Below are 15,085 nucleotides of genomic sequence, written 5' to 3'. Positions count from 1 at the left end.
AGCCTTTAGCCACCGATTGCTGCCATCAAGCGATCCGGCTGCAAGAAACCCTCGTCATTCACGCCGTGGCCGGGCAGCTTCGCCCACATTTCTGCGGCCCATGCCTCCATGAGCTCTTCATCGCTGGCGCCCGCGCGCATGAGGTCGCGAAGAGAGGTCTCCGAATTGCCGAATAGGCAATTGCGCACCGCGCCGTCGGTTGTCAGGCGCGTGCGATCGCAGGAACCGCAGAAGGAGCGAGTGACTGAGGCGATGACGCCGACTTGTCCTATCTCGCGGCCTCCGCGATAGGCATTCCACAGTGACGCCGGGGCAGAGCCGCGCGGCTCGTCAGCGGGGGAGAGCTCGAAGGACTCGCCGAGGCGGGCCAAGATATCGTCCGCGGTCACCATATCCTCGCGCCGCCACTTATCGCGGGGTCCCAGCGGCATCTGCTCGATAAAACGCAGCTGTGCGCCTGCCTCAATGCAGTATTCCGCCAGCGGGATAATAGAATCCTCGTTAATGCCCGGCATCACTACCGCGTTGACCTTGACCGGGTGCAGCCCGGCGCGGGTAGCGGCTTCGATGGCTGTGAAGACATCCTGGATGCGGTCGCGCCGGGTTAGCCGGGTATAAAGCTCGCGGTCGGTGGTATCGAGCGAGATGTTCACGCGGTCGAGGCCTGCTTCCACCAATCCATCGATACGCCGGTCGAGGCCCAAGCCGTTCGTGGTCAGTGCGGTAGACGGTGATTTACCTTCGTCGGTGCGCAATTGCTTAGTAGCAGCGACAATCTTCTCCAAAGACTTGCGCAGGAGCGGTTCGCCGCCGGTGAAACGTACCTGGCGGATGCCTAGCTTTTCGACGCCGATGCGGATGAGGCGGATCGTTTCCTCATCGCTCAAGGTTTCTGCGGTGGGAAACCACTCGAGACCTTCGGCCGGCATGCAATACGTGCAGCGGAGGTTGCAGCGATCAGTAAGCGAAACGCGCAGGTCGCGGGCCCTGCGGCCGTATTTGTCTAGAAGCGGATAAGTCATTGTCGTCCTAGTCTATAAGGAGAGTGGTCTTATCCATATTAACCCGGAAATATTCGCGTTTAATCCGGGGTCTAATCACGGGGCGGGAAATGCTGTGGCAAGTCATCCAGGCGGTGCGACTCGCCAGGGCCTTTCAGCCGAATGATGTTGTATTCGCCTTCAGCCAAGTGCGAACGCAGGTCCTTCTTATCGAACTTGCCCACCGAGGTTTTGTCGATGTGCTTTACGAAGGTCCAGTACTCCGGCAGCATCCACGAAGGCAGCTCCTTGCGCATACCCTCGCGGATGCGCTCGGCGGTTTCGATTGTCGGAGAAAACCCTGGCGCCAACACCGTTACCGCCAGAGGGCGTTCCACCCACTGTTTATCTGGATAGCCGATGACGGCGGCCTCCACGACGACGGGATTAGCCATGATGAGGTTTTCGAGCTGGACCGAATAGATCCACTCGCCGCCAGAGCGGATGACGTCGCGGGCGCGGTCTTCGACGGTCAAGAAGCCGTCTTCCGTTACCGAGCCGACGTCGCCAGTGCGCAGCCAGCCATCTGCGGTGAATTTGGATTCGGCATCCTCGACTTGCTTGCCGCGGAACTCGTCGGCACTACCGCCCGGTTCAGAAGTGGGCGAGTGGTAGTAGGAGCCGGTAACGAGGTTGCCGCGGACCTGGATCTCGCCGGCATTGCGGTCGGACTTGGGCACGACGACGCCGTCATTGACCACACGGTATTGCAAGGAGGCCGGGAAGCGTCCTTGGGATATGCGGTATGCCCAGCGGGTATCGCCGTCGGCACCCTGGGGCGGGCGGGCCACCGTGCCCACCGTGGTGGTTTCCACCATGCCCCACACGTGCACGACGTCGACGCCGTAGCGCTCCTCCCACATTTTGATCAGCTGCGGCGGGACGGGAGAGCCGCCGGCGAAGATCTCGGTCAGCGTCATGCGGCTTGGGGGATTCTTGAGATAGTGCGCGAAAAGCTGAATCCAAATGGTGGGCACGCCATGCGCCACGCGGGGCGAGGTGGCAGCAATGATGCTGGCAAGCGTCGGTGCGGATACGTCGGCGTCGGGAAGCACTAGTGGCGTGCCCGTCATAAAGGCGGCAAAGGGAACGCCCCAGCTGAGCACGTGATAAATCGGGATGCAGCACAGGAAGGTCTCGCCGTGGGTAACACACAGCGAATCGGAGGCGCGCAACTGCATGCTCTCCAGGTAGAGCGCGCGGTGGGAATAGACCACGCCTTTGGGCGCGCCAGTGGTGCCGGTGGAATAGCACAAGGCGGCCGACGTCCGCTCGTCTAGCTCAGGCCAGTTGTACTCGGTAGGGCGGCCGTCGAGTAGCGCCTCATAGGAATAGACCTCGACGCCAGCGCCAAACTTGCCCAGGTAGTCGGCGGGATCGGTTAGGCCAATGAGAACCACCGCACGCACGGTTTTTACGCCGTTTAAGACCTTAGCCAGCTGATCTTTTAAGCGCGGATCGGCAACTACAATTTCCGCTTCGGAGTGGTTAATGATGTGGCGAATCTGATCATTCATTAACTGCTTGTTTAGCGGGGTGAAAATAGCACCCTTGCAGGCAGTGGCGAACATGACCTCTAGGTGTTCAGCACAGTTCCACATGAAAGATGCCACGCGCTGGTCCCCAGTAATGCCCAACTCATCGTGCAATGCGTGCGCGAATGCGGCCGCGCGTGCGCCGATGGCGGCGAAGTCGGTGGTTTCCGGCTCGCTATGGTTGCGCCACGTGGTCACCTGCGTCTGCCCATGCACCGTCGATCCGTATTCCAGGATGCGGGTCAGGGACAGGGGGATATCCTGCATGGTAGAAAGCATGAGTTCTACTTTAGCGGTGTCACTTCCGGCGCGGGATGCTAATACGGTATAGTGGCTCGTGACTGACGCGGACTAGCCCGAATTTTAGGAAAGCTCCCGCGTAACCGAGTATTGCAGAACCGCCGCAGAGCGTTTCTTTTTTCTCGCTCGCAGTCGCCTTCTATCAATTCTCCTCCGTGGCATTCCTTTTCCCAGAGGAGAGGCCTAGATATTTCACCGCCCGCGGCTTCCCGCTTGTGGCGGCATGCACCATAAAAATACAGATTGGCTTCCAGCGCTTAAGCCGGACTGCAGGCGAAAAGCATTTAGACGCTGGTGAAGCGACGAAAGGATATCCGTGAGCAATACGGACAAAGCCGCAGCACAGGATTACGCATCCATGAAGCTGCCGGAACTGCGCAAGCTGGCTGCAGAGCGCGGCCTGCGCGGCATCTCGGGTCTGCGCAAGGGCGATCTGATCACCGCCCTGAGCACTGGCCAGGTACCTGCGAAGGCGGAAAAGGCGGAAAAGCCACAGCGCCGCACACGTAAGCCTGCTGAAGAGAAGCCGGCAAAGGCTGAGGATAACGCCAAGGATAGTGGCGAAGACAAGGCTCAAGAAAAGGCCCAAGAAAAGGGGGAGAAGAACGAGGAGCAGCGCTACGAGTCGCGCTCCCAGGCTCGCCGTGCCCGCCGCAACCGCGCCCGCCGCCAGGAGCGCGAGAACGCCGAGGCAAAGCAGGAGGGCGCTAAGGAAGAGGCCAAGGAGTCGAACAAGGATTCCGAGAACTCTAACGACAATCGCGACAACAATAACCGTGATAACCGTGACAACCGTGATAACGGCGAGCGCAGCCGCGGCAACCGCAACCGCCGCCATGATGACGATGACAACAACGGTGGCGGCCGCCGCAACCGCCGCAACCGCCGCAACCGCCGCAACCGCGGTGGTAATGACAACAACGGTGGCGGCAACGATCTCCAGATCCGCGAGGGCGATGAAGTCCAGGCAGTAGGCGGCATCCTCGAGGTCGTCGACAACAACGTGGCTTTCCTGCGCACCACCGGTTACCGCGCGGCAAGCTCTGACGTCTTTGTCAACAACAACTTGGTCCGGCGCTTGGGCCTGCGCTCTGGCGACGCCGTGACCGGCCAGGTCAAGGTCTCTGGCCCAACTCATACCCACGGCAATGGCCGTAATCGCCGCAAGTACAACCAGTTGGTGCAGGTTGACACGGTAAACGGCATGGAGCCATCAGCGGCACAGGACCGTCCTCACTTCTCTAAGCTGACCCCGCTGTACCCGAACCAGCGTCTGCGCCTGGAAACGGATCCGAAGATCCTGACCACCCGCGTTATCGACCTCATCATGCCTATCGGCAAGGGCCAGCGTGCGCTGATTGTTTCCCCGCCGAAGGCCGGTAAGACCACCATTTTGCAGAACATCGCCAACGCGATTTCCGCAAATAACCCAGAGTGCTACCTCATGGTCGTCCTGGTAGACGAGCGCCCAGAAGAGGTCACCGACATGCAGCGCAGCGTCAAGGGTGAGGTCATTGCCTCTACCTTCGACCGCCCGCCATCAGAGCACACCTCCGTTGCCGAGCTGGCCATCGAGCGCGCGAAGCGCTTGGTGGAGCAGGGCAAGGACGTTGTGGTTCTCCTAGACTCGATTACCCGCCTGGGCCGTGCCTACAACAACTCCTCCCCAGCATCCGGCCGCATCCTCTCCGGTGGCGTGGACTCCAATGCGCTCTACCCACCGAAGCGCTTCCTGGGTGCTGCCCGCAATATCGAAAACGGCGGTTCCCTCACCATCATCGCCACCGCGATGGTGGAGACCGGCTCCACCGGTGACACGGTCATCTTCGAGGAGTTCAAGGGCACCGGCAACGCCGAGCTCAAGCTCGACCGCGCCATTTCCGAGCGTCGCATCTTCCCGGCCGTGGACGTTAACCCATCCGGCACCCGCAAGGACGAGCTGCTGCTCGTTCCGGAGGAAGCGCGCATCATGACTAAGCTGCGTCGCATCCTTTCTGGTTTGGATTCCTTCGCCGCTATCGACTTGCTCATCAAGCAGCTGAAGAAGACCCGCTCCAACGGCGAGTTCTTGATGCAGGTGGCAAGCTCGGCGCCGATGGTCGCTGACAAGGAAGCTGAGGATTACATCTAATGGCTAATCAAGTTTCCCTCGTAGACGACATTGTCTCCGAGTACCAGGGCATCGAGATGCAGATGGGCGATCCTGAGGTCGCTGGCGATCAGACGATGTTCCGTAAGCTGTCTAAACGCTATGCCGAGCTGCGTCCAATCGTTGCAGTCAACAACGAGCTAGAGCAGGCTCGTCAGGACCTCGAAGATGCCAAGGAAATGGCCTACGAGGACCATGATTTCCAGGACGAAGTCGACCGCCTCGAGCCGCTCGTCGTTGAACTGGAGGAAAAGCTCGCTGACCTACTCGCTCCGCGTGACGAGCACGACTCCGAAGACATCATTATGGAGATCAAGGCTGGCGCCGGCGGCGAGGAGGCCGCATTGTTCGCAGGCGATCTCGCGCGCATGTACGAGCGTTATGCTGACAAAGCTGGTTTCCAGTGGGAGGTCTTGGGCCTCAACGAGTCCGACTTGGGCGGCGTGAAGGACATGTCCATCTCGTTTAAGTCCAAGACCCCGTCTCGCGACGGCGCTTGGTCCGTATTCAAGTTCGAGGGCGGCGTCCACCGCGTCCAGCGCGTTCCGGTGACCGAGTCTCAGGGCCGCATTCAGACCTCAGCTGCCGGCGTGCTGGTTTACCCGGAGCCGGATGAGGTCGAATCCGTCAACATCGACGAAAAGGACCTGCGTATCGACGTCTACCGCTCGTCCGGTAAGGGCGGCCAGGGCGTTAACACCACTGACTCCGCAGTCCGCATTACCCACCTGCCGACTGGCCTGGTGGTCACCTGCCAGAAGGAGCGTTCCCAGATTCAGAACAAGGCCCGCGCACTGCAGGTGCTGCAGGCACGCCTGGATCAGATCGAGCGCGAAGCCCGTGAGGCTGAGGCAGGGGAGCAACGTGCATCCCAGGTGCGCACCTTGGACCGCTCCGAGCGTATCCGCACCTATAACTGGCCGGAAAACCGCATCACTGATCACCGCATCGGCTACAAGGCGAATAACCTGGATTCCGTTCTCAACGGCGATATGCAGGACCTGATCACCGCTTTGCAGGCTCAAGAGCGCGCCGAGCGCTTGGAGGCGGAAGACTAGAGGTGGATACCTACGCAATGGCGCTTCGCGATGCCGCGGAGCGCTTTCGCGCATCTGGAGTACCTAGCCCGGAGTGGGACGCACGAGTGCTTGCCGCCGAGCTCATTGGATGTGGTCATATGGACATCCCACTGGATGCCCAACCAATTCCCGGCTTTGCCATCGCCTATGAGGGCTGGGTCGCACGCCGTGAGGCCCGCGAGCCGCTGCAGCACATTCTGGGCACTGCCTGGTTTGGCCCGCTCGAGCTCAAGGTAGGCCCGGGCGTGTTTATTCCACGCCCAGAAACGGAAGTCCTGGCGGATTGGGGAGTGCGGGGGCTTCGCGACGTCGCCAAGCCCCGCGTTGTCGATCTGTGTACCGGCAGCGGGGCATTGGCCGCCTATGTAAGGAATGAGCGGGCGGACGCGGATGTATTCGCGGTCGAGCTTTCTGAAGATGCGCTGCCTTTTGCCCGCAGCAATCTTGCCCAAGGCGTGCATCTGGTCCACGGCGATGCAACAGACTTCTCGCTTCTGGCCGAACTCGACGGCACCGTGGATCTCGTGCTCACGAATCCGCCTTATGTTCCGGAGACGCCGGACCTAGAGCCCGAGGTCTACCGCGACCCGCACATGGCGGTCTTCGGCGGCGCCGATGGCATGGAGGTCATCGACCGTCTCGTGCCTCGCATTGCGAAGTTACTGCGTCCCGGCGGGAAAGTGGGCATCGAGCACGACGATGCCACGAGCGAAGCTGTGCAAGTTGCGTTGCTGAATTCTGGGCGGTTCCACGATGTCGCAGTGCTGCGAGACCTAACAGGTACCGCGCGTTTTGTAACTGCTATTAAAAGTGCGACCGCCACCCCGGCGGGAGTACAGTAGGTTGGTCTGAACACACGAAGTGAGGAAAGAATGCAGGGAAAGATTTATAACTGTGCCGATAAGGCGGAGCGTGAAGAAGGCCTAGCCATCGCGGTCAAAGCAGCAAAGTCTGGCCGCCTCGTCGTGATGCCTACTGACACGTTGTACGGCCTCGGCTGTGACGCCTTCGACAACGACGCTGTGGCCAGCCTCCTTGCAACCAAGCAGCGTGGCCCCGATATGCCCGTTCCGGTCCTCGTGGGGTCCTGGGACACCATCCGCGGTCTCGTCGCGGAGTACACCGATACTGCGCGAGCACTCGTCGAGGCTTTTTGGCCCGGTGGACTTTCCATCGTGGTCCCGCAGGCGCCTTCCTTGCCGTGGAACTTGGGAGATACCCGCGGGACGGTGATGTTGCGCATGCCGCTGCATCCTATTGCCATCGAGCTTCTGCGCGAGGTTGGCCCAATGGCTGTGTCCTCCGCGAATATTTCCGGCCACCAGCCACCGACCACCGCGCTGGCTGCAAAGCAGCAGCTTGGTAAAGCCGTTACCGTTTACTTGGACGGTGGTGAGACTGCCGTTGGCAAGCCTTCCACCATCATCGATCTCTCCGGTGAGCACCCATACCTGCTGCGTGAGGGCGCGCTTTCTGCCGAAGAAATCGCTGAGGTCATTGGCGTGAGCGCCGAGTCGCTGCGCACTCGCCCTACTGCCTAGACAAAAGGAGATTGTGTGAGTGGCACCGGTGTACCGCTGCGCGAGCTAGCGCTTGTCATTTTGGTTGCAGCGACCTTTACCTACCTCGCCACGGGCTTGGTACGTAGCTTCCTCGTCCGCACTGGGCGGGTAGCAGAGATTCGCCTGCGCGATTCGCATTCCCAGCCCACTCCGCAGATGGGTGGCGTGGCAATGTTTACCGGTTTCGGCGCCTCAGTGTTCCTAGCCGCCCAGCTTCCAGCCTTGACTCGCGGTTTCATGCCCGTGACCCCTGAGATGAATGCCGTGGTTTGGGCGGCGCTGGCCATCGTGCTCGTGGGCGTCATCGACGACGCCCTCGAACTGGGTGCGATAGTGAAGTTGGTCGGCCAATTGCTCGCCGCTGGAATCATGAGCGGCCTTGGCCTTACATGGACGCTTCTGTTTATTCCATTTGGCGGCGGAACTACGGTGTTGCTCGATCAAATCCAGGGCACACTCTTGACAACCTTCTTTACGGTGCTGCTCATTAACGCAATGAACTTTGTGGACGGCCTTGATGGTCTCGCCGCCGGCTTAGGGCTTATTGCAGGCGGCGCCATATTGATCTTTTCCCTCACGGTTCTGCATGACCAGGGTGGGGCAGTCTCTGCCTATCCGCCGGCGATCATCTCTGCCGCGTTGGTCGGTATCTGTGCAGGCTTCCTGCCGCACAATTTTGAGCCTTCGCGCATCTTTATGGGCGACAGTGGATCGATGCTTATTGGTCTCCTGCTGGCCGCAGCTTCTACCTCTGCTTCCGGCAAGATCAACATGTCGCTGTATGGCACCGTTGACATGGTGGCGCTCGCATCGCCTTTCATTGTGGTCGCCGCAGCTGTGTTTATTCCAGTCTTGGACCTTGTCTGGGCGGTTATTCGCCGCCTTTCGCAGGGCCGATCGCCCTTTTCTGCCGATAAGGCGCACATTCATCACCGCCTACTTTCGCTCGGCCATACCCACCGCCGCACTGTCTTGGTGCTATACCTGTGGGTCTCGGCGGTAGCTTTCGGCGCGGTGTCCTTTTCCATCGTCCCGTGGCCCGTTGCAGTCGCCCTTACCGCCATCGCGCTGGGGGTGGCATTCGGCGTCACGCTCATTCCTCTGCGCCGGGGCAAGCTTGGCCCAAGTAAACGGGCTACCACGGTGGTGGCGCATACCGATCCCGCCTAGGAGTCTCGGGCTGTCGTAGTGCGGTAGGCTTTTGGCCTATGACTGATCCGATGACAAACGCGGCAATAAACAACGTGGATGACTTTGACGACCCAGTTTTGCCGCTCAAGCGTGCACTGCGCTTCGGTTCGATTGCGCTGGTGGCCATCACGATTATCTCGCTCGCCGTTTGGGGTGGCATGCGTGGAATGCCGGGGATTTGGGGAGTGCTCGTCGGTGCCGGCATCGGCGGCGGTTTTGTCCTGCTGACGGTTCTTTCCGTGCTTGCCGCATCGAAGACTAGCCCCACCAACACGATCATCGTCGTTATGGGTAGCTGGCTCATCAAACTGCTGGTGCTGATTGTCATCCTCGCGGTCATCCGCGACATGGACTTCTACGATAAGATGGCGCTCTTTGTCACCGTAGTGATGGCCCTTATCGCAACGCTGGGCACCGAGGCCTGGGGCGTCGTCAGCGCCCGCGTCTCTTATGTGCATTAGCCACCCTGAAGAAGGGCGGCGGGGATAAAACACGAGCCCTTTAGTCTTAATTTCCTTGGGGGAAGATGTGGAAAGGGTGTTAATTCCACCCCCGAGGTGGTGTACAAAAACCGTTTGTGACAAAGGCCATACGGGGGCTTTTGCCTAGTCATGGGCGCTATTTCAGCCAAAAAATCGCCCGCGAGCTACGGGTGCCAACCCGTGCCTACCCTGGTACACGTGAATGAGGCCCTGAACTGATATTATTTCTCGCGGGTTACCACGGGACCGAGATTTTTGCATTGGATCCCGCGCGGTCAATCCCTGTCACTTCTTCGAAGATGTGCGACGGAGTCCGAAGTCGTGGCAGAGAGCTTGAGACGTCCATCGCACCGTCCGCAAAGTTATTTTGCGGCGGCCCTAACACGGGAGAGAACGCTGAGCGTTACAACATTGGCCATGAAAGGGCACTTCCACGCGCCTGATCTGGGTGAAGAATTCTTCCCGGGGCAAGTAGATGCTGACCATCTGTTCTTCGGCGACTTTGCCGACGGATGGTTCGCGCTTGATCGCCTTATGCTGGTGCGCATCTTGATGACGCTGGTATTGGTGGTTCTTTTCATGCTGGCCTTCAAGAACCCGAAGCTGGTTCCGAAGGGTCTGCAGAACGTCGGCGAAAATGCGGTCGATTTCGTCCGTATCCACATCGCCGAAGATATTTTGGGTACTAAGGAGGCCAAGCGATTCCTTCCGGTAATCGCGACGATCTTCTTCGCAGTCCTGTTTATGAATGTGCCGACCATCATCCCGGGACTCAACGTCTCGCCGAATGGTCGTATCGGCATGCCTATCGTCCTTGCAGTCGTGTCGTACATCGCAATGATTTACGCCGGCGCAAAGCGCTATGGCTTCGGCAAGTTCATCAAGTCCTCGGTGGTTATTCCTAACCTGCCGCCGGCTTTGCACTTGCTCGTTGTGCCGATCGAGTTCTTCTCGACCTTCATTCTGCGACCAGTTACCCTCGCCATTCGTCTCATGGCGAACTTCTTGGCAGGACACATCATTCTGGTCCTTCTCTTCTCTGCTTCGAACTTCTTCTTCTGGCAGCTGAACGGTTGGACGGCACTGTCCGGTTTGACCATTGTTCTGGGACTGGCTTTCAGCCTGTTCGAGCTCCTGGTCATCTTCCTGCAGGCCTACATCTTCGCGCTTTTGACGGCGGTGTACATCGAACTGTCCCTGCACGCGGATTCGCACTAAGGACGAGGTCGACGAGCGCGACCGAGAATAATCTCAACTTCACAGAAACTATCTCCCTGTCCGTAAACCTGCGGGCAGGACATACGAAAGGGAACGACTTTCACCATGAACGAAATCATTCTTGCACAGGATGCTGCCGCTAACCTCGACAGCCTGAAGGCTGTTGGCTACGGCCTCGCCGCAATCGGCCCTGGTATCGGTATCGGCATCGTTGCCGGCAAGACCGTTGAGGCTATGGCACGCCAGCCTGAAATGGCCGGCCAGCTGCGTACCACCATGTTCCTGGGTATCGCCTTCACCGAGGCTCTTGCACTTATCGGCCTCGTTGCAGGCTTCCTGTTCTAAAAAGTTCGCGTTTTCCTAAACCAACCTTTTAAGACTGGAGACCACATGAACAACGTCTTTTATACGCTTGCGGCGGGGGAGGAGAACCCGGGTTCCGGCAGCTTCTCCGTTCTTCTGCCCAAGAACTATGACATTTTCTGGTCTTTGATCTGTTTCGTTGTCATCTTGATTTTGTTCTGGAAGTTCGTTCTTCCGGCATACAACAAGATGCTCCAGGAGCGCGAGGACCGCATCGAGGGCGGCATGAAGCGTGCTGAGGCTCAGCAGGCTGAAGCTAAGGCTGCTCTCGAGAAGTACAACGCACAGCTTGCTGACGCACGTGCAGAAGCTGCAGAGATCCGCGAGCAGGCGCGCGAGCGCGGCAAGCAGATCGAGGCTGAGGCTAAGACCCAGGCTGAGGAAGAATCCCGCCGCATTGTCGCCTCTGGCGAGAAGCAGCTGGAAGCTTCCCGTGCACAGGTCATCTCTGAGCTGCGTTCCGATATCGGACAGAACTCCATCAACTTGGCTGAGAAGCTGCTGGGCGGCGAACTTTCTTCCGCAACCAAGCAGTCCTCCACGATTGACAACTTCCTGTCCGAGCTCGATTCTGTGGCACCGGCCGGAAAGTAGGCAACTATGAAGGCAGCTAGCCGCGAAGCCCTCGCACACGTAGAGTCCCAGCTGGATCAGATTCTGGCGCAGGACGATGCGATTGCGACGGCGGCACAGGCAGGTCTCGACCTTTTCGAGGTCGTTGATGTCCTTGATGCTGACCGCGAACTGCGCGTCGCGCTAACCGACGCCGCCGTTCCGGCTGCAAACCGCAAGTCACTGGTGCAGAACCTCTTCGGTGCAAAGATTGCTCCGGTCGCCACCCAGGTGATCGAAGCTTCTGCTGCCGAGCAGTGGTCCACCTCCCGTGACTTCGTCAAGGGTCTCGTGTCTCTCGGCCGCCGCGCTCTTCTGCGCGGTGCTGAGGCTCAGGGCCAGCTGGGCCCGGTGGAAGACGAGCTCTTCCGCCTGTCTAGCATCCTGAAGAACGAGGCAGAGCTGACCCAGCTGCTTTCCGACCGAACTGCTACGTCCGCACGTAAGCGCGGATTGCTGGCAAGCGTGCTCTACGGCAAGGTAACGATGTTCTCTGAGGCGCTCGCGCTCCAGGCCATCGGCCGCCCTGAGCAGAACCCGATCGATGATGTCGCGGCACTGGCCGACTACGCAGCTAAGCTGCAGGGTCGCACCATTGCTCGTGTTACCACCGCGGGTGAGCTGAATGATAGCCAGCGTGCAGCACTCGCTGAGAAGCTGGGCAAAATTTATGGTCGTGCGATGTCCATTCACTCTGAGGTTGACACCAGCCTCCTCGGTGGTATGACCATCCGCGTCGGCGACGAAGTTATCGACGGCTCCACGGCAGGCAAGATTGCCCGCCTGCGTGCCAAGATGGCTTAAGTCAGGCCGAAACGACAGAAATGATTAAGTAATTGCTGGAAGATACTACCGAGAGCAGGAAGAACATGGCGGAGCTGACGATCTCCTCCGATGAGATTCGTAGCGCGATTGCGAACTACACCTCGAGCTACTCCGCGGAGGCCTCCCGTGAGGAGGTCGGCGTGGTCATTTCGGCAGCTGACGGTATTGCGCAGGTTTCTGGCCTGCCATCCGTTATGGCGAATGAGCTGCTCGAGTTCCCAGGCGGCGTTATCGGCGTCGCACAGAACCTTGACACCAACTCCATCGGTGTCGTTGTCCTGGGTAACTTCGAGTCCCTCACCGAGGGCGACGAGGTCAAGAGGACTGGCGAAGTCCTTTCCATCCCTGTGGGCGAGGAATTCCTCGGCCGCGTTATCAACCCACTGGGCCAGCCGATCGACGGTCTGGGCCCAATCGCCGCTGAAGAGGACCGCGTCCTCGAGCTGCAGGCACCTTCCGTGCTGCAGCGTCAGCCGGTTGAAGAGCCGATGCAGACTGGCATCAAGGCTATTGACGCAATGACCCCGATTGGTCGTGGTCAGCGTCAGTTGGTCATTGGTGACCGTAAGACTGGTAAGACCGCAGTCTGCATCGACACCATCCTGAACCAGAAGGCTAACTGGGAGTCTGGCGACAAGGACAAGCAGGTACGTTGTATCTACGTCGCTATCGGCCAGAAGGGCTCCACCATTGCTGGAGTCCGCCACACCCTGGAGCAGCACGGCGCACTGGAGTACACCACCATCGTGGCAGCTCCGGCTTCCGACGCCGCCGGCTTCAAGTGGCTGGCACCGTTCTCCGGTGCAGCCCTGGGTCAGCACTGGATGTACCAGGGCAACCACGTCCTGGTCATCTACGATGATCTCACCAAGCAGGCTGAGGCCTACCGTGCGATTTCCCTTCTGCTGCGCCGTCCGCCGGGCCGCGAGGCATACCCGGGCGACGTCTTCTACCTCCACTCCCGTCTGCTGGAGCGTGCTGCAAAGCTCTCCGACGATATGGGTGCAGGTTCCATGACCGCACTGCCGATCATCGAGACCAAGGCGAACGACGTTTCCGCCTTCATCCCGACCAACGTTATTTCCATTACCGACGGCCAGGTCTTCCTGGAGTCCGACCTGTTCAACCAGGGCGTCCGTCCGGCAATTAACGTCGGTGTCTCCGTCTCCCGTGTGGGTGGCGCTGCACAGACCAAGGGCATGAAGAAGGTCGCCGGTAACCTGCGTCTTGAGCTTGCTGCTTACCGTGACCTGCAGGCATTCGCTGCCTTCGCTTCCGACCTCGACCCTGCCTCCAAGGCACAGCTCGAGCGCGGTGAGCGTCTGGTTGAGCTGCTCAAGCAGGCGGAGTCCTCCCCGCAGCCAGTCGAGTTCCAGATGGTTTCCATCTACTTGGCTGACCAGGGCATCTTCGACGTCGTTCCCGTCGAGGATGTACGTCGCTTCGAGGCTGAGGTACACGAGTACCTGCACTCGAATACCCCGCAGGTATTCGAGCAGATCGCTGGTGGCCAGCCTCTGTCCGACGAATCCAAGGATGCGCTCGTCAAGGCTGCTAAGGACTTCATCCCGACCTTCCGCACCACCGAGGGCCATAACTTGGGCTCCGAGGCAGAGGTCGAGGCACTCGATGCAGCAGAGGTAAAGAAGACCGAGCTCAGCGTCTCCCGTAAGACGGCTAAATAGAGTCCGCACAGCTCTAAGAATCAACCGTCGAGATAATAGAAGGGAGGAGCGAACACCATGGCTAATCTTCGTGAACTGCGCGACCGAATCCGGTCCGTCAATTCCACTAAGAAGATCACCAAGGCACAGGAGCTCATTGCTACCTCGCGCATTACCAAGGCACAGGCTAGGGTTGAGGCTTCACAGCCTTACGCACACGAGCTTGCGAATGTGATGAACAAGCTCGCAGCGGCCAGCTCGCTGGATCACCCGATGCTTCGTGAACGTGAAGATGGCAAGGTCGCCGCTATTCTCGTGGTCTCTTCTGACCGCGGTATGTGTGGTGGCTACAACAACAACATCTTCAAGAAGGCAGCCGAGCTCGAAGCCCTGCTCAAGAAGCAAGGCTACGAGACCGTCCGCTACGTCACGGGTAATAAGGGCGTTGGCTTCTACAAGTTCCGTGAAGCTGATGTCGCAGGCAGCTGGGCTGGTTTCTCGCAGGATCCGTCCTGGGAGACCACCCACGATGTCCGTCGTCACATGATCGACGGCTTCATTGCAGGTTCCAAAGGTACTGCCAAGTACCGCGACGGCCTCAACACCGAGGGCGAAGGCATCCGTGGCTTCGACCAGGTTCACGTTGTGTACACCGAGTTTGAGTCCATGCTGACCCAAACCGCGCGTGCACAGCAGTTGTTGCCGGTGGTTCCGGTTATTGAGGATGAGGAATTCCACCTCGGAGAGTCCGCGCTTTCCGACTCCGAGCCTACGGATCAGGTCTCGCCTGATTTCGAGTTCGAGCCGGATGCTGACACTCTTATGGAGGCACTGCTTCCGCAGTACGTCTCTCGTATCCTCTTTGCGATGTTCTTGGAGGCTTCCGCTTCCGAGTCCGCAGCACGCCGTACCGCAATGAAGTCTGCTACTGACAATGCAACCGAGCTGGTCAAGGACCTCTCGCGCGTGGCCAACCAGGCTCGTCAGGCACAGATTACCCAGGAAATTACAGAGATCGTCGGTGGCGCTGGGGCGCTCGCCGAAAGCGCAGAAAGTGACTAGATT

14 protein-coding genes are annotated in these 15,085 nt (G+C 59.3%); 12 read left to right on the top strand and 2 right to left on the bottom strand.

The window, feature by feature from the left end:
- Positions 1 to 5 precede the first annotated feature (5 nt).
- Together moaA and HMPREF3169_RS08800 are read right to left on the bottom strand one after the other, a co-directional pair.
- Positions 6 to 1,022: a GTP 3',8-cyclase MoaA gene (gene moaA / locus HMPREF3169_RS08805; RefSeq protein ID WP_070456175.1), complete on the bottom strand. Its 1,017-nt coding sequence runs from the start codon at positions 1,020 to 1,022 to the stop codon at positions 6 to 8.
- A 71-nt stretch (positions 1,023 to 1,093) separates the two neighbouring features.
- Positions 1,094 to 2,854: a long-chain fatty-acid--CoA ligase gene (locus HMPREF3169_RS08800; protein ID WP_070456173.1), complete on the bottom strand. Its 1,761-nt coding sequence runs from the start codon at positions 2,852 to 2,854 to the stop codon at positions 1,094 to 1,096.
- 337 nt (positions 2,855 to 3,191) lie between these two features.
- On the opposite strand from HMPREF3169_RS08800, the gene rho reads away from it, so the two are divergent.
- The 12 genes from rho (at position 3,192) to HMPREF3169_RS08740 (ending at position 15,082) form a co-directional block, all read left to right on the top strand.
- A complete protein-coding gene (gene rho, locus HMPREF3169_RS08795) occupies positions 3,192 to 5,006 on the top strand; it encodes a transcription termination factor Rho (protein ID WP_070456172.1) in 1,815 nt (604 codons plus the stop codon).
- Positions 5,006 to 6,082, top strand: a complete 1,077-nt coding sequence (gene prfA / locus HMPREF3169_RS08790) for a peptide chain release factor 1 (protein WP_061921954.1) — start codon at positions 5,006 to 5,008, stop codon at positions 6,080 to 6,082. Before rho ends, prfA begins: the two co-directional genes overlap by 1 nt.
- Positions 6,083 to 6,099: 17 nt before the next feature.
- Positions 6,100 to 6,945, top strand: coding sequence for a peptide chain release factor N(5)-glutamine methyltransferase (gene prmC / locus HMPREF3169_RS08785; RefSeq protein WP_070456327.1), 846 nt, complete (start codon positions 6,100 to 6,102; stop codon positions 6,943 to 6,945).
- Positions 6,946 to 6,975: 30 nt separating this feature from the next.
- Entirely contained in the window at positions 6,976 to 7,644 is a 669-nt protein-coding gene (locus tag HMPREF3169_RS08780) for an L-threonylcarbamoyladenylate synthase (RefSeq protein ID WP_061921957.1), read from the top strand.
- Between the two features lie 15 nt (positions 7,645 to 7,659).
- Positions 7,660 to 8,835 (top strand): MraY family glycosyltransferase, encoded by a 1,176-nt coding sequence (locus HMPREF3169_RS08775; protein ID WP_061921960.1) that lies wholly within the window; start codon positions 7,660 to 7,662, stop codon positions 8,833 to 8,835.
- 38 nt (positions 8,836 to 8,873) lie between these two features.
- The gene (locus tag HMPREF3169_RS08770; protein ID WP_061921962.1) at positions 8,874 to 9,317 is read left to right on the top strand and encodes a Cg1360 family ATP-synthase-associated protein; all 444 of its coding nucleotides are present in this window, start codon (positions 8,874 to 8,876) and stop codon (positions 9,315 to 9,317) included.
- Between the two features lie 438 nt (positions 9,318 to 9,755).
- A complete protein-coding gene (gene atpB / locus HMPREF3169_RS08765; RefSeq protein WP_061921965.1) occupies positions 9,756 to 10,556 on the top strand; it encodes a F0F1 ATP synthase subunit A in 801 nt (266 codons plus the stop codon).
- A gap of 105 nt (positions 10,557 to 10,661) precedes the next feature.
- A complete protein-coding gene (locus tag HMPREF3169_RS08760; RefSeq protein WP_005532052.1) occupies positions 10,662 to 10,901 on the top strand; it encodes an ATP synthase F0 subunit C in 240 nt (79 codons plus the stop codon).
- Positions 10,902 to 10,946: 45 nt separating this feature from the next.
- A complete protein-coding gene (locus HMPREF3169_RS08755; RefSeq protein WP_061921968.1) occupies positions 10,947 to 11,513 on the top strand; it encodes a F0F1 ATP synthase subunit B in 567 nt (188 codons plus the stop codon).
- A 6-nt stretch (positions 11,514 to 11,519) separates the two neighbouring features.
- Positions 11,520 to 12,335 carry a F0F1 ATP synthase subunit delta gene (locus tag HMPREF3169_RS08750; protein WP_070456171.1) on the top strand — a complete coding sequence of 272 codons (816 nt, stop codon included), beginning with the start codon at positions 11,520 to 11,522 and terminating at the stop codon, positions 12,333 to 12,335.
- Between the two features lie 65 nt (positions 12,336 to 12,400).
- The gene (gene atpA / locus HMPREF3169_RS08745) at positions 12,401 to 14,041 is read left to right on the top strand and encodes a F0F1 ATP synthase subunit alpha (RefSeq protein WP_070456169.1); all 1,641 of its coding nucleotides are present in this window, start codon (positions 12,401 to 12,403) and stop codon (positions 14,039 to 14,041) included.
- A 57-nt stretch (positions 14,042 to 14,098) separates the two neighbouring features.
- Positions 14,099 to 15,082, top strand: coding sequence for a F0F1 ATP synthase subunit gamma (locus HMPREF3169_RS08740; protein WP_062035308.1), 984 nt, complete (start codon positions 14,099 to 14,101; stop codon positions 15,080 to 15,082).
- Positions 15,083 to 15,085 lie beyond the last annotated feature (3 nt).

Source organism: Corynebacterium sp. HMSC08C04, assembly GCF_001807495.1.
GTDB lineage: Bacteria > Actinomycetota > Actinomycetes > Mycobacteriales > Mycobacteriaceae > Corynebacterium > Corynebacterium simulans.
The sequence above is the reverse complement of the archived record's forward strand: the minus strand, read 5'-3'. Positions and strand labels throughout refer to the sequence as shown.

Bases quoted from the DNA above. Each gene is read 5' to 3' on its own strand.
- HMPREF3169_RS08750 (WP_070456171.1), top strand. From the start codon at position 11,520: ATGAAGGCAGCTAGCCGCGAAGCCCTCGCACACGTAGAGTCCCAGCTG.
- prmC (WP_070456327.1), top strand. From the start codon at position 6,100: ATGGCGCTTCGCGATGCCGCGGAGCGCTTTCGCGCATCTGGAGTACCT.
- HMPREF3169_RS08740 (WP_062035308.1), top strand. From the start codon at position 14,099: ATGGCTAATCTTCGTGAACTGCGCGACCGAATCCGGTCCGTCAATTCC.
- HMPREF3169_RS08770 (WP_061921962.1), top strand. From the start codon at position 8,874: ATGACTGATCCGATGACAAACGCGGCAATAAACAACGTGGATGACTTT.
- atpA (WP_070456169.1), top strand. From the start codon at position 12,401: ATGGCGGAGCTGACGATCTCCTCCGATGAGATTCGTAGCGCGATTGCG.
- moaA (WP_070456175.1), bottom strand. From the start codon at position 1,022: ATGACTTATCCGCTTCTAGACAAATACGGCCGCAGGGCCCGCGACCTG.
- prfA (WP_061921954.1), top strand. From the start codon at position 5,006: ATGGCTAATCAAGTTTCCCTCGTAGACGACATTGTCTCCGAGTACCAG.
- HMPREF3169_RS08755 (WP_061921968.1), top strand. From the start codon at position 10,947: ATGAACAACGTCTTTTATACGCTTGCGGCGGGGGAGGAGAACCCGGGT.
- atpB (WP_061921965.1), top strand. From the start codon at position 9,756: ATGAAAGGGCACTTCCACGCGCCTGATCTGGGTGAAGAATTCTTCCCG.
- HMPREF3169_RS08800 (WP_070456173.1), bottom strand. From the start codon at position 2,854: ATGCTTTCTACCATGCAGGATATCCCCCTGTCCCTGACCCGCATCCTG.
- HMPREF3169_RS08760 (WP_005532052.1), top strand. From the start codon at position 10,662: ATGAACGAAATCATTCTTGCACAGGATGCTGCCGCTAACCTCGACAGC.
- HMPREF3169_RS08780 (WP_061921957.1), top strand. From the start codon at position 6,976: ATGCAGGGAAAGATTTATAACTGTGCCGATAAGGCGGAGCGTGAAGAA.